Source organism: Gemmobacter sp. (assembly GCF_046292685.1).
Classification (GTDB): Bacteria; Pseudomonadota; Alphaproteobacteria; order Rhodobacterales; family Rhodobacteraceae; genus Wagnerdoeblera.
Genome location: NZ_JBKBQM010000030.1, coordinates 19,827 through 42,037 on the forward strand (window position 1 = coordinate 19,827; position 22,211 = coordinate 42,037).

At 69.0% G+C, this 22,211-nt stretch carries 21 protein-coding genes; 3 read left to right on the forward strand and 18 right to left on the reverse strand.

Features of this window, described 5'->3' with window-relative positions; all coding sequences use genetic code 11:
• Positions 1-70: 70 nt before the first annotated feature.
• Complete coding sequence (locus ACK4S2_RS09810) at positions 71-718, forward strand: class I SAM-dependent methyltransferase (protein WP_409623542.1); 648 nt, start codon at positions 71-73, stop codon at positions 716-718.
• A 69-nt stretch (positions 719-787) separates the two neighbouring features.
• On the opposite strand, the gene ACK4S2_RS09815 is transcribed toward ACK4S2_RS09810, so the two are convergent.
• From ACK4S2_RS09815 to ACK4S2_RS09825, 3 genes are all read right to left on the reverse strand, one after another.
• Positions 788-1,846, reverse strand: a complete 1,059-nt coding sequence (locus ACK4S2_RS09815; protein ID WP_409623544.1) for a dipeptidase — start codon at positions 1,844-1,846, stop codon at positions 788-790.
• Positions 1,847-1,907: 61 nt separating this feature from the next.
• Positions 1,908-2,861 carry a DUF808 domain-containing protein gene (locus ACK4S2_RS09820; protein ID WP_409623546.1) on the reverse strand — a complete coding sequence of 318 codons (954 nt, stop codon included), beginning with the start codon at positions 2,859-2,861 and terminating at the stop codon, positions 1,908-1,910.
• An 87-nt stretch (positions 2,862-2,948) separates the two neighbouring features.
• Positions 2,949-3,347, reverse strand: coding sequence for a DUF2177 family protein (locus ACK4S2_RS09825; RefSeq protein ID WP_409623548.1), 399 nt, complete (start codon positions 3,345-3,347; stop codon positions 2,949-2,951).
• 203 nt (positions 3,348-3,550) lie between these two features.
• Here ACK4S2_RS09825 and eno point away from each other — a divergent pair, with 203 nt between their 5' ends.
• Positions 3,551-4,828, forward strand: a complete 1,278-nt coding sequence (gene eno / locus ACK4S2_RS09830) for a phosphopyruvate hydratase (protein ID WP_409623550.1) — start codon at positions 3,551-3,553, stop codon at positions 4,826-4,828.
• A 78-nt stretch (positions 4,829-4,906) separates the two neighbouring features.
• Here the strand turns inward: eno and ACK4S2_RS09835 are convergent, their stop codons facing one another.
• The 15 genes from ACK4S2_RS09835 to ACK4S2_RS09905 form a co-directional block, all read right to left on the reverse strand.
• Complete coding sequence (locus ACK4S2_RS09835) at positions 4,907-5,446, reverse strand: DsbE family thiol:disulfide interchange protein (protein WP_409623551.1); 540 nt, start codon at positions 5,444-5,446, stop codon at positions 4,907-4,909.
• Positions 5,439-5,603 (reverse strand): heme exporter protein CcmD, encoded by a 165-nt coding sequence (gene ccmD / locus ACK4S2_RS09840; RefSeq protein ID WP_409623553.1) that lies wholly within the window; start codon positions 5,601-5,603, stop codon positions 5,439-5,441. Before ccmD ends, ACK4S2_RS09835 begins: the two co-directional genes overlap by 8 nt.
• 2 nt (positions 5,604-5,605) lie before the next feature.
• Positions 5,606-6,334 carry a heme ABC transporter permease gene (locus ACK4S2_RS09845; RefSeq protein ID WP_409623555.1) on the reverse strand — a complete coding sequence of 243 codons (729 nt, stop codon included), beginning with the start codon at positions 6,332-6,334 and terminating at the stop codon, positions 5,606-5,608.
• Positions 6,335-6,388: 54 nt separating this feature from the next.
• The gene (ccmB, locus tag ACK4S2_RS09850) at positions 6,389-7,045 is read right to left on the reverse strand and encodes a heme exporter protein CcmB (RefSeq protein WP_409623557.1); all 657 of its coding nucleotides are present in this window, start codon (positions 7,043-7,045) and stop codon (positions 6,389-6,391) included.
• An 85-nt stretch (positions 7,046-7,130) separates the two neighbouring features.
• Positions 7,131-7,763, reverse strand: coding sequence for a heme ABC exporter ATP-binding protein CcmA (gene ccmA / locus ACK4S2_RS09855; RefSeq protein WP_409623559.1), 633 nt, complete (start codon positions 7,761-7,763; stop codon positions 7,131-7,133).
• A gap of 1 nt (position 7,764) precedes the next feature.
• A complete protein-coding gene (locus tag ACK4S2_RS09860) occupies positions 7,765-8,118 on the reverse strand; it encodes an Mth938-like domain-containing protein (RefSeq protein ID WP_409623561.1) in 354 nt (117 codons plus the stop codon).
• Between the two features lie 20 nt (positions 8,119-8,138).
• Positions 8,139-8,894 carry a sulfite exporter TauE/SafE family protein gene (locus ACK4S2_RS09865; RefSeq protein ID WP_409623563.1) on the reverse strand — a complete coding sequence of 252 codons (756 nt, stop codon included), beginning with the start codon at positions 8,892-8,894 and terminating at the stop codon, positions 8,139-8,141.
• A 3-nt stretch (positions 8,895-8,897) separates the two neighbouring features.
• Positions 8,898-9,866: a protein translocase subunit SecF gene (gene secF, locus ACK4S2_RS09870; protein ID WP_409623565.1), complete on the reverse strand. Its 969-nt coding sequence runs from the start codon at positions 9,864-9,866 to the stop codon at positions 8,898-8,900.
• A gap of 12 nt (positions 9,867-9,878) precedes the next feature.
• On the reverse strand, positions 9,879-11,546 hold the full coding sequence (gene secD / locus ACK4S2_RS09875; RefSeq protein WP_409623567.1) for a protein translocase subunit SecD: 1,668 nt from the start codon (positions 11,544-11,546) through the stop codon (positions 9,879-9,881).
• Positions 11,547-11,630: 84 nt separating this feature from the next.
• On the reverse strand, positions 11,631-11,960 hold the full coding sequence (yajC, locus tag ACK4S2_RS09880) for a preprotein translocase subunit YajC (protein ID WP_409623568.1): 330 nt from the start codon (positions 11,958-11,960) through the stop codon (positions 11,631-11,633).
• A 154-nt stretch (positions 11,961-12,114) separates the two neighbouring features.
• The gene (locus ACK4S2_RS09885; RefSeq protein ID WP_409623570.1) at positions 12,115-13,014 is read right to left on the reverse strand and encodes an NAD(P)-dependent oxidoreductase; all 900 of its coding nucleotides are present in this window, start codon (positions 13,012-13,014) and stop codon (positions 12,115-12,117) included.
• Between the two features lie 82 nt (positions 13,015-13,096).
• Positions 13,097-14,527: an aldehyde dehydrogenase family protein gene (locus tag ACK4S2_RS09890; RefSeq protein WP_409623572.1), complete on the reverse strand. Its 1,431-nt coding sequence runs from the start codon at positions 14,525-14,527 to the stop codon at positions 13,097-13,099.
• 4 nt (positions 14,528-14,531) lie between these two features.
• Positions 14,532-16,106, reverse strand: coding sequence for a trimethylamine methyltransferase family protein (locus tag ACK4S2_RS09895; RefSeq protein WP_409623574.1), 1,575 nt, complete (start codon positions 16,104-16,106; stop codon positions 14,532-14,534).
• Positions 16,107-16,197: 91 nt separating this feature from the next.
• Positions 16,198-18,654 carry an FAD-dependent oxidoreductase gene (locus ACK4S2_RS09900; protein WP_409623576.1) on the reverse strand — a complete coding sequence of 819 codons (2,457 nt, stop codon included), beginning with the start codon at positions 18,652-18,654 and terminating at the stop codon, positions 16,198-16,200.
• Between the two features lie 58 nt (positions 18,655-18,712).
• Entirely contained in the window at positions 18,713-21,157 is a 2,445-nt protein-coding gene (locus tag ACK4S2_RS09905) for an FAD-dependent oxidoreductase (RefSeq protein WP_409623578.1), read from the reverse strand.
• 155 nt (positions 21,158-21,312) lie between these two features.
• Here ACK4S2_RS09905 and ACK4S2_RS09910 point away from each other — a divergent pair, with 155 nt between their 5' ends.
• Positions 21,313-22,167: a LysR family transcriptional regulator gene (locus ACK4S2_RS09910; protein WP_409623580.1), complete on the forward strand. Its 855-nt coding sequence runs from the start codon at positions 21,313-21,315 to the stop codon at positions 22,165-22,167.
• The last annotated feature ends 44 nt before the right edge of the window (positions 22,168-22,211 follow it).

Sequence of the window (22,211 nt, forward strand, 5' to 3'; positions counted from 1 at the left end):
GCGTTATGCCCTTTTCCACACCGCCCTTCGGGCCAAGGCGCCGTTTTCCCGCCGGCATCGGCAGCAGCGCATGGACCTGTTCCTGCGCACCATGAACCTGCAAGGCGGCGAACGGGTGCTGGACCTTGGCGGCACCGCCGCCTTCTGGCGCGATTGCCCGCTGCCCTTGCGGCTGACCATCGTGAACCTGCCCGGCTCGGGCATGCAGGACGCCGGCCCCTCGATCCATGACATGACCCTGATCGAAGGCGATGCCTGCGCCATGCCCTTTGTCGCCGACCGCAGCTTCGACATCGCCTTTTCCAACAGCGTGATCGAACACGTGGGCCCGGTGGCAAAGCAAGAGGCCTTCGCCCGCGAGGTGCGCCGCGCCGCGCCGCGCTACTGGGTGCAGACCCCCTCGATCTGGTTCCCGATCGAGGCGCACAACCACATGCCGTTCTGGTGGTTCTGGCCCGCGCCGCTGCAACGCAGCACCATCGCGCGCTGGCGCCGCAAGCTGCCCGAATGGACCGAGATGATCGAAGGCACCACGGTGATCCTGCGCGCGGAGCTGCAGCGGATGTTCCCCGAGGCGACGCTCTGGACCGAACGCTTTGCGGGCTTTCCGAAATCCTACGTCGCCTGGTGCAACGGTCCGGCGCGCAACGGTCCGGCGCGCAACGGTCCGGCGCGCAACGGTGCGGCGCAGGAGGGCGCGGGCGGGGGCAATCGTTGACGATTCGTTAAAACGCCGGCGCAAGCCCTTGAAAAGGTTGGGCCTGCCCCCTGTCCCTCGCAGGGACGGTCACTTCCAGGTGCGTTCCAGCAGGCCCACCCAGTTGTCGCAGGTCAGCTTTTTCATCAGCGCGCCGCCATAGCCGTGCGCCTCCATCGCCGCCGTCAGGTTGGGCAGGCCGGTCACGTCGCCGATCCCCTCGGGCAGCGTGGCCCCGTCGAAGTCGGACCCGAAGCCGACATGATCTTCGCCCAGCCGCTCCAGCAGGTGATCGAGGTGGCGCAGGATCGGATCCCAGCCCATGTCGGGCGATTGGCGCCCGTCCTCGCGCAGGAAGACGGTGGCAAAGTTCAGCCCCACCATGCCCCGGCTGTCGCGGATGACGCTCAGCTGCCGGTCGGTCAGGTTGCGGCTCGACGGGGTGATCGCCCAGGCGTTGGAATGGGTGGCCACCAGCGGCGCATCCGACAACGCCGCCACATCGTCGAAACCCGCCTCGTTCAGGTGGCTCAGGTCGATCATGATGCCCAGCCGGTTGCATTCCCGCACCAGCCGCTTGCCTGCCTCGGTCAACCCCGGCCCGGTGTCGGGCGTGCCCGGAAAGCAGAACGGCACCCCATGCCCGAAGATCGTCGGCCGCGACCATACGGGGCCCAGGCTGCGCAGCCCCAGCGCGTGAAAGGCCTGCAACGCCTCCAGCCCCTCGTCGATCGCCTCGGCGCCTTCCATGTGCAGGATGCCGGCGATGACCCCGGTATCGAGGCAGGCCTTCACCTCGGCCAGCGTGCGGCACACCTTGAAGGCGCCCTGGCTGGACCGCTCCATCCACAACAGATGCGCCGCCATCGCGTGCGCCACCGGCTGCGCCTCCTCGGCGCCGATCAGCTCGGGCAAGGGCAGCGCGTAAGGCGGGCTGTCCATCAGCGCCATGTAATCGGGCGCGTCATGCGCGACGGGCGAGGGGATGTAGATCGCAAAGAACCCGGCCGCGAAACCGCTGGCCTGCATGCGCGGCAGGTCCAGGTGCCCCTTGCCTTCGCCCGTCAGCCAGATCGCCTCGCGCCGCTCGGGCGCCTGCAACAGCCGCAGCAGGATATCGTTGTGACCGTCGAACACTTTCCAGACCATGCCTGCCCCCTTGCCGCTGCGCGCCAGTCTGGCCGCGCGGGCCGGCGGCTGCAAGGGCCGATCAGCGCCTGACCCACGCCAGCACCGGGCCGATCACGCCCGCGACCAGCGGAACCAGCGCCAGCCCCAGCAGGAGCCCGAACACCCCGTCGAGGCCCGCCGTCACCGCCCAGGCCACCGCCGCCTCGGCCACGGGCCAGGCATGGGCCGCCGCCTCGGCGAGGGTGTGGATGGTGTGGGAAAGCCAGGGCTGGCCCAGCACCTCCAGCCCGTGCACCACGATCGAGCCTCCGACCCACAGCATCGCCGCCGTCCCCACCGTCGACAGCACCGCCATCAGCACCGGCATGCCCTTGACCAGCCCGCGCCCCAGGCTGCGCGTGGGTGCCAGCCGGCCGGTGACCGCCAGATGCAGGCCGACGTCGTCCATCTTCACGATCAGCGCCACCGCGCCATAGACTGCCATGGTGATCGCCGCCCCCACCACCGCCAGCGCCGCCGCCGTTTGCCACAGCCCGCCGTCAGGCAAGGCGGCCATCGCGATGGTCATGATCTCGGCCGAGAGGATGAAGTCGGTCTTGATCGCGCCGGCGACCTTTTCTTCCTCCAGGTGGGCGGGATCCTGCAGGTCGGCCGCCGCGTCGGCCCTGTGGCTGTCCTGCGGCAGCAGCGCGTGCAGCACCTTTTCGGCGCCTTCAAAGCACAGATAGGCCCCGCCCAGCATCAGAAGCGGCGTGATCGCCCAAGGCGCGAAGGAATCGAGCAGCAGCGCCAGCGGCAGCAGGATGACCAGCTTGTTGCGCAGCGACCCCAGCGCGATGCGCCCGATGATCGGCAGCTCGCGCGCTGCGTCGAAGCCGTGCACATACTTGGGCGTCACCGCGGCATCGTCGATCACCACGCCGGCGGCCTTGGTGCCGGCCTTGGCCGCCGCCCCGGCAATGTCATCGACCGAGGCGGCCGCCACCTTGGCGATCGCCGCCACATCGTCCAGCAAGGCCAACAGACCGCTCATGCCCCGACTCCACGCTTGCACCTGCCGCGTCACTGTCGCGCAACGCGGGCGGCGGGCAAGAGGGAATCGGCGCGGCCCGGGCCGGCGTCAGGCGCGCACCAGCCGGCGCGCGATCGCCACCCCGCCCCAGCCCGAGGCGCCGGTCAGCACCCCGCCCCAGAGCGTGTCGATCACCGCCATCGACCAGTGCCAGTCGGCGATGATCGCCCAGGAGGTGAACTCGAACGTGCCATAGCACATCAGGCCCAGCACCACCGACCGCAAGAGCACCGGCCCGCCGCTGCGCAGCGCCGGGCCGGTGACCAGCGCGATCAGCCCGGACACATAACCCAGGTAGAACACCACCGCCGGCCCCAGCCGGAACGGGTCGGCCATCAGCGGCCCGATGTGGCGTTCGAACAGCGGCGCCATCACCTGCGTCAGCATGATGGCATCCAGCACCAGGAACACGGCCGAGGTGGCCAGAAACAGCACGACAAGCGGCATGGCAATCTCCCCTTTGCGCCACAGCTAGCACGCGGGCCCGGCGCGGAAAGCCCCGTCGCGCGGCGCCTGCGCGCAAGGCGCGCGTTGCATTCCTGCCCCGGCGCGGCGCCGCAGCGCGGAAAGACACCGCAAGCCGCTGGCCATGCCGGCCATTGCCCGCTAAAGCGTCGCGCAGGCCCAAGGTCCAACCCCCGGAGACCCCCATGTCCACGATCATCGACATTCATGCCCGCGAAATCCTCGACAGCCGCGGCAACCCCACCATCGAGGTGGATGTCACGCTGGAAGACGGCTCGGAAGGCCGCGCGGCGGTGCCTTCGGGCGCCTCGACCGGCGCGCACGAGGCGGTGGAGCGCCGCGACGGCGACAAGGCGCGTTACCTGGGCAAGGGCGTGCTGGAAGCGGTGGCCGCGGTGAACGGCGAAATCGCGCAAGGGCTGGTCGGCTTCGACGCCACCGAACAGATCGCCATCGACCGCGCCCTGATCGAGATGGACGGCACCGAAAACAAGTCGCGCCTCGGCGCCAACGCCATTCTGGGCGTGTCGCTGGCGGTGGCCAAGGCGGCGGCGATGGCCTGCGGCCAGCCGCTTTACCGCTATGTCGGCGGCACGGGGGCGCGGCTGTTGCCGGTGCCGATGATGAACATCATCAACGGCGGCCAGCACGCCGACAACCCGATCGACATTCAGGAATTCATGATCATGCCGGTGTCGGCCGCCAATGTCCGCGACGCGGTGCGGATGGGCGCCGAGGTGTTCCACGTGCTGAAGAAGGAGCTCAAGCGCGCCGGCCACAACACCAACGTCGGCGACGAGGGCGGCTTTGCGCCCAACCTCGCCTCGGCGCGCGAGGCGCTGGATTTCGTGCTGCGTTCGGTGGAGATTGCCGGCTACAAGCCGGGCGACGACTTCATGTTCGCGCTGGACTGCGCCTCGACCGAGTATTTCCGCGACGGGCTTTACCAGATGCACGGCGAAGGGCTGAAGCTGACGGCCGAACAGAACGTCGATTTCCTGGAACGGCTGTGCGCCGACTACCCGATCCTGTCGATCGAGGACGGCTGCGCCGAAGACGACTGGGAAGGCTGGCAGATGCTGACCGACCGGCTGGGCGGGTCGATGCAGCTGGTGGGCGACGATCTGTTCGTCACCAACCCCGCGCGCCTGGCCGAAGGAATCGAGCGCGGTTGCGCCAACAGCCTGCTGGTGAAGGTGAACCAGATCGGCACGCTGACCGAAACGCTGGATGCCGTGCGCATGGCCGACCGGGCCGGCTATACCAGCGTGATGAGCCACCGTTCCGGCGAAACCGAGGACAGCACCATCGCCGACCTGGCGGTCGCCACCAACTGCGGCCAGATCAAGACCGGGAGCCTTGCGCGGTCGGACCGGCTGGCGAAATACAACCAGCTGATCCGTATCGAGGAAATGCTGGGCGACATCGCCGAATATGCCGGTCAGAGCATCCTGCGCGGCTGAGGCCAGGGGCGGGCCAGAGGCCCGCCCTTTTTCGTTCCGGTGCCGGTGTCGGGCCGTTTGCCGCCGGCGGTGGCGGCGTCAGTTGCCGCCGGCCGCGGCGATGGCCGGGCGGATCGTGCGTTCGTATTCCTGCCGGGTGATCGGGCCGGCGTGGCGCAGCAGCACCTTGCCGTTGCCGTCGATCAGGTAGGTTTCCGGCACGCCGTAGACCCCCCATTCGATCCCGGTGCGCCCGGCGGCATCGGCGCCCAGCGTGGCATAGGGGTTGCCCAGCTCGGCCAGGAACGACGCCGCCTGCGCCGGCTGGTCCTTGTAGTTGATGCCGTGGATCGGGATGCCCTGCCCGGCCAGTTCCACAAGGAACGGGTGCTCTGCCCGGCACGGCGCGCACCAGCTGGCCCAGAAGTTCACGAGCTTGAGCCCCGGAGCGGTCAGCGCCTCGGGCGTGGTCAGGGGGGCTTGCGGCATCTCGACGAGCTGCAGGCCCGGCGCCGCGCGCCCGACAACGGTCGAAGGCAGCGCGTCGGGATTGTCGCGGAACATGCCGGTCAGGAACAGCCCGACCAGCAGCCCGAACACCGCCGGGGGAATGAAGATCAGCCAGCGTCCCTTAGCCATCGGTCGGTTTCCCTTGGCGCGCCTCGATCTGGCGCAGCGCGGCCTTGACCCGCGCGCCGCGCCACAGCGTATAGGCGACCAGCGCCGCCAGCAGCGCCAGCGACACTGCATAGGATCCCAGTACCGCAGCGGCGTATTTTCCCAGATCGGGCCACATGGTCAGGCCAGCCTTTCGCGCGCTTCCAGCGCCTGGATCCGGCGCAGGCGGATTTCGGTGCGGGTGCGTTGCAGCACCAGCGCCACGAACAGCAGAACGAAGCCCGCGATGCACACCAGCAGCGGCACCCAGAACACGTTGGCCACGTTTTCCTGCTTGTCGAGGCTGAGCGAGGCGCCCTGGTGCAGGCCCTGGTTCCAGAAGTTCACCGCATAGCGGCTGAGCAGCGCAAAGACCGAGCCCACCAGGCACAGCACGCCGGTCAGGTCGGCGGCGGTATCGGGGTTTTCGATCGCGGCCCACAAGGCGATGTAGCCGAGGTAGAACAGGAACAGGATCAGGAACGAGGTCAGGCGCGGATCCCATTCCCACCAGGTGCCCCACATCGGCTGGCCCCAGAGAGCGCCGGTGGCCAGCGCGATCAGCGTGAACACCATGCCCACCGGCGCCGCCGCCCTTGCCGCCAGCGCCGAAACGTGGTGGCGCCGCACGATCCAGATCAGCGAGGCGACCAGCATCATCGCCCAGGCGTTGATCGCCATCATGGCGGCCGGCACGTGCAGGTAGATGATCTTGACGGTGGAACCCTGCTTGTAATCGTCGGGCGTGAAGAAGAAGCCCCAGACAAGCCCGGCCACCAGGCACAGGGCTGCCAGCCCCCAGACCCAGGGCAGGATCCGGGCCGAGGCGGACATGAACCTCTTGGGGTTGGCGTATTCCCACAGCGACATGACGATGTTCCTAGCGGGTTGCGGCGCGGGGCTCAACAGGGGCAGACTGTCGCATCACCGCAGGTTGATCCGCAAGGCGGCCGCGGCGGCAAAGGGCAAGGCGGCGATGCAGCCGGCGGTGATGCCGGCCAGCAGCAACAGAGGGGTGACGGTGGCCATGCCGTCGGCGGCGCGGCGCACCGCCTCGGCCCCGAAGATCAGCGTGGGCACGTAAAGCGGCAGCACCAGCAGCGACAGCAGCAACCCGCCGCGCCGCAGCCCCACCGTCAGCGCCGCGCCGAAGGCGCCGATCACGCTGAGCGCCGGCGTGCCCAGCAGGAGCGACAGCACCAGCGTGCCGTAGGCCGGCCCCGGCAGGTGCAGCAGCACCGCAAGCACCGGAGCGGCCAGCACCAGCGGCAGGCCGGTGACGATCCAGTGCGCCAGCGCCTTGACCGCCACCGCGCCTTCGAGCGGCAGGGGCGCGGTGGCCAGCAGGTCGAGCGAGCCGTCTTCCCAGTCGAGGGCAAAGAGGCGGTCGAGCGAGAGCAGGCAGGCGAGCAAGGCCCCGACCCAGAGGATGCCCGGCGCCACGGGCGCGAGCCGCCCGGCCTCGGGCCCCACCCCCAGCGGGATCAGCACGCAGAGGATGAGGTAGAACCCGAGCCCCTGCCCGAAGCCGCCCCCGGCCCGCAAGGCCAGCCGCAGGTCGCGGGTCAGCAGGGCGCGCATGATCGGCCCGATCCTGCGGGACAGGCCCCGGGGCGCTGCCCCGGACCCCGGGATATTTCGGTCAAGGTGAAAGCGGGCCGCGCGGTCATGCGAAAGCCTCGTCGAAGGCGCCGGCCTGGCCGCCGGCGGCGGGGGCGCGGGCCTTGAAGGGGGCAAGGTCGAGGGTTTCGGCCTCGGCCAGGCCGAGGTCGATGTGGGTGGCCAGAACCGCGGCGCCGCCGCCCGACAGATGCGCGCGGATCATGGCGGCGAACAGCGCGACCGAAGCGGCATCGAGCGAGACGGTGGGTTCGTCGAGCGCCCAGACCGGCCGCCCGGTCACCGCCATGCGCGCAAGGCCGAGGCGGCGCTTTTGCCCGGCCGACAGGTTTTGCGCCGGGCGGGCGGCAAGGCTGCGCAGGTTCATGGCGCCCAAGGCGCGCTCGACCCCGGCGGCGCCGGTGCCGAAGATTTCGGCCCAGAAGCCCAGGTTTTCGGCCACGTTCAGCGTGGGTTTCAGCCCGTCGGCGTGGCTGGCATAGGCCAGCGATTCCGGCGCCAGCGACAGGGTGCCGGCCAGCGGCGGCTGCAACCCGGCCAGCGTGCGCAAGAGCGTGGTCTTGCCGCAGCCGTTCGGGCCGCGCAGCACGAGGGCGCGCCCCGGTTCGACGCGGAAGGACAGGTTTTCCAGCACGGCAATGCCGCCCCGGGCCACCGAAAGGCCCTGCACCGCCAGCATGTCAGACCGGCAGCAGGGCAGCGGCCACCCGGCGCCCTTCGGAAAGGCAGACGTTGTAGGTGCGCGCCGCGGCGGGGGTGTTCATCACCTCGACCCCGAGGCCGAGGGATTCGAGCTCGGAGCGCAGGGGGCGCGGCAGGTGGGCGATTTCCGCCCCCATGCCGCAGAACAGCACGTCCACCGCACCGGCCAGCGCCAGCAGCGGTGCAGTATCGGCAAGCCCGCCCCAGGGCATGGCGCGGTCGGGCAGCACCAGCGTGGGGCCGGCCATCACCCGGCCGCCGACGCGGAACATGCCGGGGCCGTAGCCATCGACCGGCATGAGGGTGCCGAACTGGATTTCGGTGAGCTTCATCGCTTGCGCCTTTTCCCGCTTCAGCCGTTCCACAAGGGCAGACCCGCCAGCGCCGACCCGGCAATCAGCGACCAGGACAGCGCCTTGTAGCTACCCGACCGTTCGGGGCGGAACAAGGCGGAACCGACCGCATTGGCCAGGCTGAACGGCACCAGCAGCAGCGCCGACACCAGCGCGAAGGTCAGCGAAAGCTGCCCCGCCGCCCCCAGCACCGCCGCCATCGCCAGATCGACCGCCACCAGAAACAGCATCAGGTTGGCCCGCACCTGCGCCACCGGCAAGGGCGAGGCCATGTAGTAAAGGATCACCGGCGGCCCCGGCAGCGCGGTGGCGCCGCCGACGATGCCGGAGACGAAGCCCGCCGCCGCCGCCGTGCGCGGCCCGCGCGCGCCGCGCCAGCGCCAGCCGGACACCAGCGCGGCCACCGTGACCAGCGCCATCAGGCTGACGCCCCAGCGGAACACCTGCGGATCCACCCAGAACAGTGCGGCAAGCCCGACCGGCAGACCCGGCAGCAGCCCGAGCCCGAGCCAGCCGAGCTCGACCGGCGCGCCGGTGCGCCAGGCGCCCGGCACATTGGCGAGCGGGCCGATCAGATCCATCAGCACCAGCACCGCGACCGCCTGCGCGGGCGGCAGCACCGCCCCGGCGATCGGCATGTAAACGAGCCCCGAGCCGAAGCCGGAAAAGCCGCGCACCAACCCCGCGAGCGCCGCCGCCAGCACGAGCCAGGGCAGACCCGCCAGCGCCAGCGCGGCGGCAAGCGCCTCGGCCACCGCTCAACCGCCGAACCGGGTGCCGGCAGGACCGTCGGTATCGGTCGTGGTCCAGTCGCGCCGCGTGCCCATGTAGAGCACGAGGTTCTTGGCCATGAACACCGAGGACCAGGTGCCGACGATGACCCCGAAGGTCATCGCAAAGACGAAGCCGCGGATCACGTCGCCGCCCAGCACCAGCATGGCGAGCAGCGCGATCAGCGTGGTGCCCGAGGTCATCACCGTGCGGCTGAGCGTTTCGTTGACCGACAGGTTCATCACGTCGCGCAGCGGCATCTTCTTGTATTTGATGAGGTTTTCGCGCAGCCGGTCGAAGACGACGACCGTGTCGTTGATCGAGTAGCCCACGATGGTCAGCAGCGCCGCGATGATGGCCAGATCGAAGCGGATCTGGAACAGCGAGAAGACCCCGATGGTCACCACCACGTCATGCACCAGCGCGGCCACCGCGCCGATGGCGAACTGCCATTCGAAGCGCAGCCAGATGTAGATGCCCACCCCGACCAGCGCCAGCATCACCGCGATGATGGCCGACTGCACCAGCTCGCCCGACACCTTGGGGCCGACGCTTTCGACCTGGGGGAAGGTGACCGAAGGATCCACCGCCTTGAGCGCGGCCTCGACGGCGGCGATCTGTTCGGGGGTGATCGCCTCTTGCCCGTCCTGGGCCTGGATGCGGATCAGCATCACGTGCTGGTTGGCCGCGAAGGTGGGGTCGAACACCTCGGAAATCACCACGTCGCCCAGACCGAGCGGGCTGATCGCCTCGCGGTATTGCGCGACGGTGACCGGCGAGGTGGTTTCCGACCGGATCGTGGTGCCGCCGCGGAAGTCGATGCCGAAGTTCAGCCCCATCGTGAGAAAGATGATGACCGAGGCGATCATCATCGCCACCGACACCCCCAGCGTCGCCCATTGATACTTGAAGAAGTCGATGGTCGTGTTGTCGGGAACGATTTTCAGCCTGCGCATGTCCGGCCCCCCTCAGACGGTGATGGTTTTCGGCCGCGCGCGGTCGAACCAGGTGACAAGGATCAGGCGGGTGACGAAGATGGCGGTGAAGACCGAGGTGAAGATCCCGATCCCCAGCGTGACCGAAAAGCCGCGCACCGGGCCCGACCCCATCACGAACAGGATGACCGCGATCAGGAAGGTGGTGATGTTGGCGTCCAGAATGGCCGACATCGCGCGCTCGTAGCCCAGTTCGATCGCCCGGGCGGGGCCGCGCGCGCTGCGCAACTCCTCGCGGATGCGCTCGAACACCAGCACGTTGGCGTCCACGGCCATGCCGATGGTCAGGACGATGCCGGCGATGCCCGGCAAGGTCAGCGTGGCGCCGATGGCCGACAGGATGCCGAAGATGAGCCCGACGTTGATCAGAAGGGCGACCGCCGCGAACACGCCGAACAACCCGTAGGAGGCGATCATGTAGACCACGACCAGCGACATGCCGACGATGGCCGCGATGCGCCCGGCCTCGATGCTGTCCTGGCCGAGTTCGGGGCCGATGGTGCGTTCTTCAAGGAACACCATCGCGGCCGGCAAGGCCCCGGCGCGCAGCAGCACGGCAAGCTCGGTGCTTTGTTCCACCGTGAAGCGCCCGGTGATGATGCCGGACCCGCCGGGGATGTGGCTCTGGATGACCGGGGCGGAAATCACCTTGTCGTCCAGCACGATGGCAAAGGGTTTGCCGATGTTGTTGGCGGTATAGTCGCCGAACTTGCGCGCCCCGGTGGGGTTGAAGCGGAAGTTGACCGCCGGGCGGCTGTTCTGGTCGAAGGCCGGCTGGGCATCGACAAGCTCTTCGCCGGTGACGACGGGGGCATCCTCGATGATGTAGTAGATGCCCGGCTCGTCGGCGGCCGGCACCAGCCGGTGCCGCGGCGGCACCGGGGTGGCGGAATCCGAGGTCTGGCTCAGCACCGGGTGAAAGGTCAGCCGCGCGGTGGTGCCGATCAGCGCCTTCAGCTCGTCCGCCGAGCCGATGCCGGGCACCTGGATCAGGATGCGGTCGGTGCCCTGACGCTGGATCGTGGGTTCGCGGGTGCCGACCTCGTCTACACGACGACGGATGATCTCCAGCGACTGCTGCATCGTGCGTTCATCTGTGGCGATCCGCTCGGCCTCCGACAGGGTCACCACGATGGCATCGCCTTCGCGCCGCACCTCCAGATCGTTCTGGCCGATGCCGGTCAGCGTGACCACCGGCCGCGCCAGCCCGCGCACGACCTCCAGCGCGCGGTCCATGCCGGCAGGTTCCGAAACCGTCAGCCGCAACTCCCCTTCGGGCGCATCCAGCCGGCGCACGTTGCCCACCGTATCGCGTTCGGCGCGCAAGGCATCGCGCACCTCGGGCCAGAGGCCGTCGAGCCGCTGCTTGTAGACATCGGCCACCTTGACCTCGGCCAGAAGATGCGCGCCGCCGCGCAGGTCAAGACCGAGGTTCACCAGCGTCGACGGCAGGAACGACGGCCAGGCCGCGATCGCGAATTCCTGTTCGGTGTTGGGCACGCCCCCTTGCGCCGCCACCGCCGCCAGCGCGTCGTTGTGGCCTTCGACGCGGGAATAGAACAGGTTGGGCATGGCGAACAGCAGGCCCAGGGCACAAAGGCCCCAGATCAGGATCCGCTTCCAGATCGGGATTTGCAGCATGGCTCAGGGTCCGGTCAGAGGCGGCTGCCCGGCGGGCAGCGTCAGGCCGGGCCTGGCGCCCGGCCGCAAAGGGCGCGGCGCCGATCAGGCGGCGGCGGCCGGCTCGGTCTTGGACAGCACCTGCGCAATGGTCGCCTTGATGACGCGCACCTTCACGCCTTCGGCGATTTCCACCTCGATCTCGCCGTCGTCCTTGACCTTGACGACCTTGCCGATGATCCCGCCTTGCGTCAGCACGGTGTCGCCGCGGCGCACGGCCTCGACCATCGCCTTGTGTTCCTTCAACTTTTTCTGCTGCGGACGGATCAGCAGGAAATACATGATCGCAAAGATCAGGATCAGCGGCACGAAGCTGGTGAAGGCACTGGCGGCACCGCCTCCGGCGGCCTGGGCGAAAGCGGGGGAAACGAACATCGGTGTCCTCTCTGCGGGGCCGGTTGCGGCCTTGTCTGGTGGCCTGCCGGGCGGCAGGCGATGGCGGCGCGCACCCTAGCGCCCAAGGGGCAGCCAGGCAAGGCAGCCGGGTGGCGCCCATATAGTCACCCCGCGCCGCCGCGCCAAGGGGCGATCATTCCAGCCGCGCCGGAAAGCCGGGGGCGCGCAGGTCGGTGCGCAGCAGGTCTTCCAGCAATCTGGCGATCATCGGCGATTGCGCCTCGCCGCCATAGGCCGCACGGGCGGCGACATAGGTCTGTTCGGTCGCGGCCGCCAGATCCAGCGGCACCCCGAACTCGCGCCCGAAATCCAGCGCAAAGCCCAGATCCTTCAGCGCAAGGTCCACCGAAAAGGCAATGTCGTAGCTGCCGTTCAGGATCAGCGCGCCTTCGGTTTCGTGCACGAAGCTGGTGCCCGAGGATTCCTTGATCGCATGCCAGGCCTGGCCCAGGTCCAGCCCGCCGCGTTTCGCCAGCATCAGCGCCTCGGCACAGGCCTTGAGATGGATGAAGGCCAGCATGTTGGTGATGACCTTGATGATCGCCGCCGAGCCGAGCGGCCCCATGTGGAAGTGCCGGTTGCCGATGGCGCGCAAGGCCGGCATGTGCAGGTCGAACACCGCCTTGTCGCCGCCCGCCAGAACGGTGATTTCGCCGCGCGCCGCCAGATGCACCCCCCCCGTGACCGGGCATTCCAGCACCTGCATGCCCGCCCCTTCCGCCAGCGCACCCAGGCGGCGGATGTCGTCGCGCCCCAGGGTGGAATTCTCGATCCAGGTCGCCCCCGGCTTCATCGCCGGCAAAAGGCGGCGCAACACCGCCTCGGACACCGCCGGCGAAGGCAGGCAGGTCACCACATGATCCGCCGCCGCCGCCACCGCCTCGGGGCTGTCGGCCCAGGTCGCGCCCATCGCCACCAGCCGGTCGGCCAGCGCAGGGTTCAGGTCGTGGACCGTCACGCGGAACCCTGCCCGCAACAGGCAGGCCGCGATGTGCCCGCCCAGATTGCCCAGTCCGATATAGCCATAGTGCATGGCTGCACTCCTTCACCTTGATCCAAATATCCTCGGGGGGTGAATGGCCCGGAACGGGCCAGAGGGGGGCAGACGGCCCCCCTTACCCATGCCCGACCAGCGCCTTGACCTCGCAGAAGTCATGGATGCCCCAGTCGGCATATTCGCGCCCGTTGCCCGATTGCTTGTACCCGCCGAAGGGCGCGTGCACGTCCCAGGGCGGGTTGTTCAGGCTCACCTGCCCTGCCCGCAGACGCCGGCCCACGGCGCGGGCCTCGGCCTCGGGGCCCTGCACATAGGCCGCCAGCCCATAGACGGTGTCGTTGGCAATGCGCACCGCCTCGTCCAGGCTGTCATAGCCCATCACCGCCAGCACGGGGCCGAAGATTTCCTCGCGCGCAATCGTCATGTCGGGGGTCACATCGCCGAACACCGTTGCCCGCGCGAAATGGCCCGCGTTCAGGCCCTGCGGCCGTCCGGGCCCGCCGGCCACCAGCCGCGCGCCTTCGGCGATGCCCGCGGCGATCAGCCCCTGCACCTTGTCCCAGTGCATCCGGCCGATCAGCGGCCCCATCGTGGTGGCGGGGTCCAGCGGGTCGCCGGGGCGCTGCGCCTCGGCCGCGGCGGCAGCAATCTCCAGCGCCTCGGCCATGCGGGCGCGCGGCACCAGCATTCGTGTCGGCGCATCGCAAGACTGGCCGGCATTGGCCATGCAGCCCTCGACCCCGGCCCTGACGGCAGCGGCGAAATCGCAACCCGGCAGCAGGATGTTGGGCGACTTGCCGCCCAGCTCCTGCGCCACCCGCTTCACCGTCGGCGCCGCCGCCTGCGCCACCGCCACGCCGGCGCGGGTCGAGCCGGTGAAGCTCACCATATCCACCGCAGGGTGGCTGGCCAGCACCTGCCCCACCTCGGCGCCCGTGCCGTTCACCAGGTTGAACACGCCGGGCGGGCATCCCGCTTCCTGCATGATTTCCGCAAACAGCGCCGCCGAAAGCGGCGCCAGCTCCGACGGTTTCAGCACCATCGTGCAGCCGGCCACCAGCGCCGGCGCCACCTTGCAGGCGATCTGGTTCATCGGCCAGTTCCACGGGGTGATCAGCCCACAGACCCCGATGCCTTCGCGGATGATGCGCGTGGTGCCGCGCTGCTCCTCCCAGTGAAAGCGCTGCGCCGCCTCCAGCGTGGCTTCCAGATGCACCTCGCCGGCCCAGGCCTGCGCCTCGCGCGCCCATGCGGCAGGCGCCCCCATTTCCAGCCGCATCGCATCGGCAAAGTCCTGGATGCGTTCGCGGTAAAGCGCCAGCACCCGCTCCAGCAGCGCGATGCGCTCGGCCACCGGGGTTGCCGTCCAGCCGTCAAAGGCCGCGCGGGCGGCCAGGATCGCCGCCTCGGCATCGGCGGCCGTGCCCAGGGCCACCTCGGCCAGCATGGCTTCGGTCGCCGGGTTCTCGACCCCCATCCGGCTTGCACCGGGCCCGGGCTCCACCCAGGCGCCACCGATCAGGAATTGCCCGAGATGCTGCGAAATCATGGCCTTATCCTTCGTTCCTGAAGTGAATCCTGAACTTCGACCGGATCAGCGCATCCAGCTCGGGGTCGATGGTGTTGCCCATCTTGCGCAACAGCTCGTTCTTGCGCGCAATCGCCTTGTCCAGCAATTCGGGCCGCCCGGCCTCGTTCCATTCCTTCGGGCTCATGCGGTTGCCGACGACCGGATAGATGTATTCCGTCTGCATCAGCCCCAGCGTCTGCATCGAGCCGAGGTAATGCCCCGGCCCGCCCAGGCAAACCTCCTTCATCGCCTCGATGCTGGTCGAATCCGGCGTCACGTCGATGCCGCGCACGCAGCGCAACACCTGGCCCAGAATGTCGTCGCCCAGCACCAGCGATTCCAGACAGAAGCCCAGCAAGGATGCGTGCATCCCCACCGCCTCATACACCATGTTCAGCCCCGACAATCCGGCCAGCACATTGGTGATGCCCTGTTCCCAGCCCGCCTGCATGTCGGGCAGCTTGCTGTCCGAAATCCCCGCCGCCGCCCCGCCGGGCAGGCCATAGAACTGGTGCATCTGCGCGCAACCGGCGGTCAGCAACGCCTGTTCCGCGCTGCCCCCCGACATCGCCCCCGTGCGCAGGTCGGAAACGAACGGCCAGGTGCCGAAAATCGCGGGGCATCCGGGGCTTATCGCGTTCACATAAACCAGCCCCGCAAGGCATTCCGCCACCGCCTGCACGATGGCCAGCGCAATCGGCGCCGGCGCCGTGGCCCCCGCCTGGCCTGCCGACAGCAGCAGCACCGGCATGCCGCGGCGCACGCAATCCTCCATCACCATGCAGGATTCTTCGGCAAACTTCATCGGCGGCACGACGAAGCAGTTGGAATTGCTGACAAAGGGCCGCGCGCGCCACTTCTCCTCGCCCCCCGCCACCATGTGCAACAGCTCAAAGCACCCCGCCACATGCGACGGGTCGGAAAACGAGGTTCCGACATGCTTGGTCGTGCCCGCAAGACAGGCATACAAGGTGTTGATGTCCATTTCGAAATTGTCCAGCACGTCGCGGCACACCATCGCGCGCTGGAAGAAATGCACATTGTCCAGACCTTGCGTGATGCGCGCCGCATCGAACAGGTCCTGCGCGGTGGAATCGCGGTATTCCTTGCGCTCCACGTCCACCACATGCACCGCCGCCCCGGCGGTGCCGAAATGCACCTTCGTCCCGGTCAGATGCAGGTCGTACTTCGGATCACGGCCATACAGCGTGATCCCGCGCGCCGCCTTGGCCAGCATGTCCTCGACCAGCGCCCGGGGGAAACGGATGCGCCCGTCTTCGCCCTGCACAGCACCTGCCCCGGTCAGGATCTTCACCCCCGAAGCCGGCGCATTGGCAAAGCCGATCACCTCCAGCGCCTCCAGTGCCGCGGCGTGGATCTGCGCCATGCCGGCATCCGTCAGCGGCCGATACTGCCCGCCCGGCAGGCCGGGGCGCACCGGGCGCAAGCCTTCGGCGAGGGGCGCCGCCCGCTCGGCCACCCGCGCCGCCCGCCCGCCGCGCGCGCCCCGCGCCCGCACCGGGGCGCATTGTTCCAGACCGTCCACCAGATCGCTCATTTTCTGTCCCCAAATATCCCGGGGCCGCCGATCGTTCGCCATCGGTTCAAGAACCGATCGGCGGCGGGGCTGGCCCCCGGTCCCCCCCGCATCACAGGCGCGCCCGCTCGGCCTTCGCGTCATACATCGGCGTCAGCGAGGCCACCGCCTTGTGCCGCCGCCCGGCCACCTCGATCTCGTAGCCCGAGGCCAGCACCGCCTCGGCCGTCTCGCCGGCACAAGGCACCCAGCCAAGCCCGATCGCCCCGCCCAGGAAATGCCCGTAATTCCCGCTGGTGATCGTGCCGACGATGCGACCGTCGCGCACCACAGCCTCGTTGTGGAACAGCAGGGGCTCGGGATCCTCCAGCCGGAACTGCACCAGACGGCGCCGCAACCCTTCCTCGCGCCGCCGCAGCACCGCCTCGCGCCCGATGAAATCGCCCTTGGCCGTCTTGACGGCAAAGCCCAGGCCCGCCTCCAGGATGTGATCCTCGTCGGTGATGTCATGGCCGAAATGCCGGAACCCCTTCTCGATGCGGCAACTGTCCAGCGCGTGCAACCCGCACAGCTTCACCTCCGGCGCCGCCGCCATCAGCGCTTCGAACACATGCGCGGCCTGATCGGTGGAAACATACAGCTCCCAGCCCAGCTCGCCCACATAGGTCACCCGATGCGCACGGGCCAATCCCATGCCCACCTCGATCTCCTTCGCCGTGCCGAAGGGGAAGGCGTCGTTGTCCAGGCGGTCGGGCGCGATCCGCCCCAGCACCTCGCGCGCCTGCGGCCCCATCAGGCAGAACACTGCCTCCCCGGCCGTCACATCGGTGATGACGGCAAAGGCATCGCCGACATGGCGGCGCAGCCAGGCCAGATCGCGTTGCAGGTTGGCGCCTGCCGTGACCATCAGGAAGGCGGTTTCCGACAACCGCGCCACGGTCACATCCGCCTCGATCCCGCCGCGGGCGTTCAGCATCTGGGTATAGACGATCCGCCCCGGCGCCACATCGACATCATTGGCGCACATCCGCTGCAGGAACGCGCAAGCCTCGCGCCCTTCCACCCGGATCTTGCCGAAACTGGTCATGTCGAACAGGCCAACCCCCGTCCGCACAGCCATGTGCTCGGCCCGCTGGTTGGCAAACCAGTTCTGCCGCCCCCAGGAATAGCGGTATTCCCGTTCCTGCCCCGGGGTCGCAAACCAGTTCGCCCGCTCCCACCCTGCCACCTCGCCGAACACCGCACCGCGTTCGGCCAGATGCGCATGAACGGGCGAGCGGCGCACCCCGCGCGCCGTCACCACCTGGCGATAGGGCCAGTGGTCGGCATACAGCAGGCCCAGCGTCTCGCTCACCCGCTCCTTCAGATAGGCGCGGTTGCGCTGGAACGGCTGCGCGCGGCGGATGTCCACGTCATTGAGGTCAAAGGGCGGCGCCCCTTCGGTGATCCAGTGCGCCACCGCCATGCCGGCCCCGCCCGAAGACTGGATCCCGACCGAGTTGAACCCCGCCACCACCCAGTAGCCGCCCAGCTCCGGTGCCTCGCCCAGGTAATAGCGGTTGTCGGGGGTAAAGCTTTCCGGCCCGTTGAAGAAGGTGTGGATGCCGGCGGTCTGGAACAGCGGCATCCGGTTCATCGCCGCCTCCAGGATGGGCTGGAAATGGTCCCAGTCTTCGGGCAGCGTGTCGAACTCGAAATCCGCCCGGATGCCGCCCATGCCCCAGGGCTTGGCCTTGGGCTCGAAGGCCCCCAGCATCATCTTCCCGGCATCCGACTTGTAATAGGCGCATTCGTCCGGCACCCGCAGCACCGGCAGATGGCCCAGCCCCTCGACCGGCTCGGTCACCAGGTAGAAATGCTCGCAAGCGTGCAAGGGCAGCGTCACCCCCGATTGCGCGGCCAGATCGCGCCCCCACATGCCCGCGCAGTTGATGACGACATCGGCGGCGATATGCCCCGTCTCCTCGCCTGCCTGCCAGGTCACGCCGGTCACGCGGCCCCCGGCCCGGGTCACGCCGGTCACGGCGACATTCTCCAGCACCTTCGCCCCGCGCATCCGCGCGCCCTTGGCCAGCGCCATCGCGATGTTGGCCGGGTCCGCCTGCCCGTCCAGCGGCAGATGCACCGCCCCCACCACGTCCGAAACGTTCAGATGCGGATACATCGCCTTGACCTCGGAGGGCGAAATCTCGGTCACATCCACATCGAAGGCCCGCGCCGTGGTGGCCGAGCGCAAGAGCTCGTGATGCCGCCCTTCGGTCAGCGCCACCGAAATCGACCCCACCTGCCGAAAGCCGGTGGCAACCCCCGTCTCGGCCTCCAGCCGGGTGTAAAGATCGGCCGAATACTTCGCCAACCGCGTCATGTTGGCATTGCCGCGCAATTGCCCGATCAGCCCCGCCGCGTGCCAGGTCGTCCCGCTGGTCAGGCGCTTTCGTTCCAGCAGCACGATGTCGCTCCAGCCCGCCTTGGCCAGGTGATAGGCCACCGAACAGCCCGCCACACCGCCCCCGATGATGACCGCCTGCGCCTTGTCCGGCACCCGTCCGGCCTGCCCTGCATCGCTCATTTTCTGTCCTCAAATATCCCACGGGGGTCCGGGGGTGTGAAACCCCCGGTCCGCGCCTTCAGCTGCGAATCCGTTCGTTGGCCGGGTCCCACAGCGGCCCGTCGCCCGTGACCACCGCCGCGAACCGGTCCCCGAAGATCTCCACCTCCAGGCGCGTACCCGGCACGGCCAGGTCTGCCCGCAGCATCCCCAGCGCCACACAGGCCCCGACGCGAAAGCCCCAGGCCCCGCTGGTCGTTTCCCCCACCACCGCACCATCGTGCCAAAGCGTGGACATATAGGGCGGGTCGCAGTCTCCGGCCTCGACGCGCAGCACCACAAAGCGCCTGGCAACCCCGGCCTGGCGTTCCGCCATCAAGGCGGCGCGCCCGCGGAAATCGGGCTTGGACCAGTCCACGAACCGCTCCAGCCCGCCTTGCAGCACGGTGTAATCGGTCGAAAGGTCGCCCTTCCACGCGCGATAGCCCTTTTCGATGCGCAAGCTGTCCAGCGCGAACATCCCGAAGGGCTTCAGGCCCAGAGGCGCCCCCGCCGCCATCACCGCATCCCAGACGGCGGGCGTATCGGCCAGGCGGGAATGGATCTCCCACCCCAGTTCGCCGGCAAAGCTCACCCGCATCAGCACCACATCGCGCCCCGCGATGCGCGCGGCCTGATGCGTCAGCCAGCCCCTCGCCAGATCCGCCTCGGCGCCCGCCGCCTGCAACACCGCCCGCGCCTTCGGCCCGGTCAGGATCTGGCACGACCAGTCGGCGCTTTCGTCGGTCAGGTTCAACCCCGGCGCCAGGTGCTGCTCCAGCCAGCCGCGGTCATGCAGTTGCGCGGTGGCGGCGGTGATCAGCAGGAACTCTGCCTCGCCCATGCGCGCCACCGACATCTCGGTCACGATCCGCCCCTTGTCGTCGGCGAAATAGGCCAAACCCAGCCGCCCGACCGCCGGCAGTTTCCCGGTGATCTGGCGCGCCAGCCAGTCGGCCGCCCCCGCCCCCGTCAGGCGAAAGCGCGAAAACCCCGGCAGGTCGAGGATGCCGCAGGCATCGCGCACCGCCGCGCATTCGGCCTGCACCGCCCCGAACCACGGCCCTTCGCGGCGCCATGTCCGCTGCGCCTCGCCCGAGGTGTCGTCGCCCGGCCGGGCATACCACAGCGCGCGCTCGTAACCGTTGTAGGGGCCGAACTGTGCCCCCAACGCGGCAGTGCGGTCATGCACCGCCGACAGCCGCTTCATCCGGCCTTCGGGCCAGACGTGATGCGGGAAATGGATGGCGTATTCGTGCCCGTAAACCTCCATCCCCTTGGCCACGCAGTAATCGTGATCCTCCCACCCGGTAAACCGCCGCGGATCGCAGGACCACATGTCCCACTCGGTCGCGCCTTCGGTCACCCATTCCGCCAGAACCTTGCCCGCGCCCCCGGCCTGACAGATGCCGAAGGTGAACACGCAAGCCTCGAAGGCATTGGGCACCCCCGGCATCGGCCCGATCAGCGGGTTGCCGTCGGGGGTATAGGGGATGGGGCCGTTGATGACCTTCTGCAGGTTGGCCTGCGCCAGCAGCGGCACCCGCGCCATCGCATCGTGGATGTGCCATTCGATCCGGCCCAGATCGTCGGGGAACAGCTGAAAGCTGAAATCCGCCGGCATCGGGTCGTCCGGCGTCGCCCAATGCGCGCGGCAGGGGTTTTCGTAAGGGCCAAGGTTGAAGCCCATCTTCTCCTGCCGCAGGTAGTAGGAGGAATCCACGTCGCGCAGCAACGGCAGCTTGTGGCCGACCTCGCGGCTCCACTGTTCCAGCTCGGGGATGGTGTCGAACAGAAGATACTGGTGGCTCATCACCATCATCGGCACCCGGCGGCCGAACATCGCCCCCACGGCGGCGGCGTAATACCCGCCGGCGTTGACGACATATTCGCAGCGCACCTCGCCCTTGGGCGTGCTCAGCACCCATTCGCGGCCCGTCCAGCGCGCCGCCGTCACCGGGCAGAACCGTTCGATCCGCGCCCCCAGCGCCCGCGCGCCCGTGGCCAGCGCCTGCGTCAGCTGCGCCGGATCGATGTCGCCGTCGTAGGGGTCATACAGCGCGCCGCTCAGGTCGTGGGTTTCCACGAACGGATACTTGCTGCGGATCTCCTCGGGCCCCAGCACCTCGAGATCCATGCCCTGATAGCGCCCCATGCCCTTGACGCGCTGGAACTCGCGCAACCGCTCCAGCGTGTGCCCCAGCCGGACCGACCCGGTGACATGGTAGTTCATCGGGTAATCGACCGCCGCCCCGAGCCCGCGATAGAGCTGCGCCGAATAGCGCTGCATGTTCATGATCGACCAGCTCGACGAAAACGTCGGCACGTTGCCCGCCGCGTGCCAGGTGCTGCCGGCCGTCAGCTCGTTCTTTTCCAGCAGCATGCAGTCCGTCCAGCCCGCCCTGGCCAGATGATACAGCGCCGAAGCCCCGACCGCCCCCCCGCCGATGATCACCACCCGCGCCTGCCCCGGAACGTTGCTCATGCCGCCCTCATTTTCTGTCCTTCAAATATCCCCCCCGGAGGGCCGCGTTCCGCCAGGCCGTCCCGCCGGGGCTTGAGGCACTATCGGCCGAAGCCTGCCCGGTTTCAATTCGGCAGACCTTGCGCTAACGATCGAAAAACCCGATCAGAACGCCGATGCAGCCCGACCAGATCGCCACCTTCCTCGACCTTGCGGAAACGCGCAGCTTCCATCGCACCGCCGACCGGCTGGGGGTGACGCAATCCACGGTTTCGGCGCGGATCAAGGCGCTGGAGGCCGCCCTGGGGGTGATGCTTTTCAACCGCAACCGGGCGGGGGCCGACCTGACCACCGAAGGGCTGCGGTTCGAGCCGCACGCCCGCGCCTTGCGCGCCGAATGGGCCGCGGCGATGCGCGCCGCAGGCGGGGCCGGGACGGCGGCGCTGGTGGTGCGGGTGGGCATGCAGCACGATCTGGTCGGCGGACGGCTGGCCGAATGGGTCGCGCGGTTCCGGGCCGAACTGCCCGACGCGGCGCTTTACGTCGAACTCGACTATTCGGCGCAGATGTGCGCCGACCTGATGACCGGCGCGCTGGATTTCGCGGTGATGTTTTCGCCGCGCGCCCATCCCGACCTGCATTTCGTGACGCTGGGCGACATGCGGTTCCGCATGGTCAGCACCCATGCCGCGCGGGTGGCAGAGGTGGAACCGGGCCGCTACATCTTCGGCAACTACGCCCCCGCCTTTGCCGCGGCACATCGGGCGGCCTTGCCGCATCTGCACGAGGCGCCGGTGACGGTCGGACAGGCGGCGGCGGTGGCCGGGCTGGTCGCGGGCCTGGGCGGGTCGGCCTATGTCGCCCAGGAAGCCGCCGATGCGATGGTGGCCGCCGGCAAGGTGCAGCTTGTAGCGGACGCCCCGGTCCTGACCCAGCCTGTGCACGCCGGGATGGCGCTGCGCCAGCGCACGGCAAGGCTGCAGGGCCGGTTGCTGGGCATCGTACGGCATCAGTTCGGAACCCGGCGATGATGGCCAGGACGGCGCCCTGCGCCCCCGTCGAGGGGGCGCAGGGC

Coding starts and splice junctions, on each gene's coding strand:
- ACK4S2_RS09910 (WP_409623580.1), top strand. CDS start 21,313: ATGCAGCCCGACCAGATCGCCACCTTCCTCGACCTTGCGGAAACGCGC.
- ACK4S2_RS09885 (WP_409623570.1), bottom strand. CDS start 13,014: ATGCACTATGGCTATATCGGACTGGGCAATCTGGGCGGGCACATCGCG.
- secD (WP_409623567.1), bottom strand. CDS start 11,546: ATGCTGCAAATCCCGATCTGGAAGCGGATCCTGATCTGGGGCCTTTGT.
- secF (WP_409623565.1), bottom strand. CDS start 9,866: ATGCGCAGGCTGAAAATCGTTCCCGACAACACGACCATCGACTTCTTC.
- ACK4S2_RS09825 (WP_409623548.1), bottom strand. CDS start 3,347: ATGCCGCTTGTCGTGCTGTTTCTGGCCACCTCGGCCGTGTTCCTGGTG.
- ccmD (WP_409623553.1), bottom strand. CDS start 5,603: ATGTGGCCCGATCTGGGAAAATACGCCGCTGCGGTACTGGGATCCTAT.
- ACK4S2_RS09815 (WP_409623544.1), bottom strand. CDS start 1,846: ATGGTCTGGAAAGTGTTCGACGGTCACAACGATATCCTGCTGCGGCTG.
- ACK4S2_RS09900 (WP_409623576.1), bottom strand. CDS start 18,654: ATGAGCGATGCAGGGCAGGCCGGACGGGTGCCGGACAAGGCGCAGGCG.
- ACK4S2_RS09810 (WP_409623542.1), top strand. CDS start 71: ATGGACCTGTTCCTGCGCACCATGAACCTGCAAGGCGGCGAACGGGTG.
- ACK4S2_RS09860 (WP_409623561.1), bottom strand. CDS start 8,118: ATGAAGCTCACCGAAATCCAGTTCGGCACCCTCATGCCGGTCGATGGC.
- ACK4S2_RS09845 (WP_409623555.1), bottom strand. CDS start 6,334: ATGTCGCTGTGGGAATACGCCAACCCCAAGAGGTTCATGTCCGCCTCG.
- eno (WP_409623550.1), top strand. CDS start 3,551: ATGTCCACGATCATCGACATTCATGCCCGCGAAATCCTCGACAGCCGC.
- ccmA (WP_409623559.1), bottom strand. CDS start 7,763: ATGCTGGCGGTGCAGGGCCTTTCGGTGGCCCGGGGCGGCATTGCCGTG.
- ACK4S2_RS09835 (WP_409623551.1), bottom strand. CDS start 5,446: ATGGCTAAGGGACGCTGGCTGATCTTCATTCCCCCGGCGGTGTTCGGG.
- ACK4S2_RS09905 (WP_409623578.1), bottom strand. CDS start 21,157: ATGAGCAACGTTCCGGGGCAGGCGCGGGTGGTGATCATCGGCGGGGGG.
- ACK4S2_RS09820 (WP_409623546.1), bottom strand. CDS start 2,861: ATGAGCGGTCTGTTGGCCTTGCTGGACGATGTGGCGGCGATCGCCAAG.
- ccmB (WP_409623557.1), bottom strand. CDS start 7,045: ATGCGCGCCCTGCTGACCCGCGACCTGCGGCTGGCCTTGCGGGCCGGG.
- ACK4S2_RS09890 (WP_409623572.1), bottom strand. CDS start 14,527: ATGATTTCGCAGCATCTCGGGCAATTCCTGATCGGTGGCGCCTGGGTG.
- yajC (WP_409623568.1), bottom strand. CDS start 11,960: ATGTTCGTTTCCCCCGCTTTCGCCCAGGCCGCCGGAGGCGGTGCCGCC.
- ACK4S2_RS09895 (WP_409623574.1), bottom strand. CDS start 16,106: ATGAGCGATCTGGTGGACGGTCTGGAACAATGCGCCCCGGTGCGGGCG.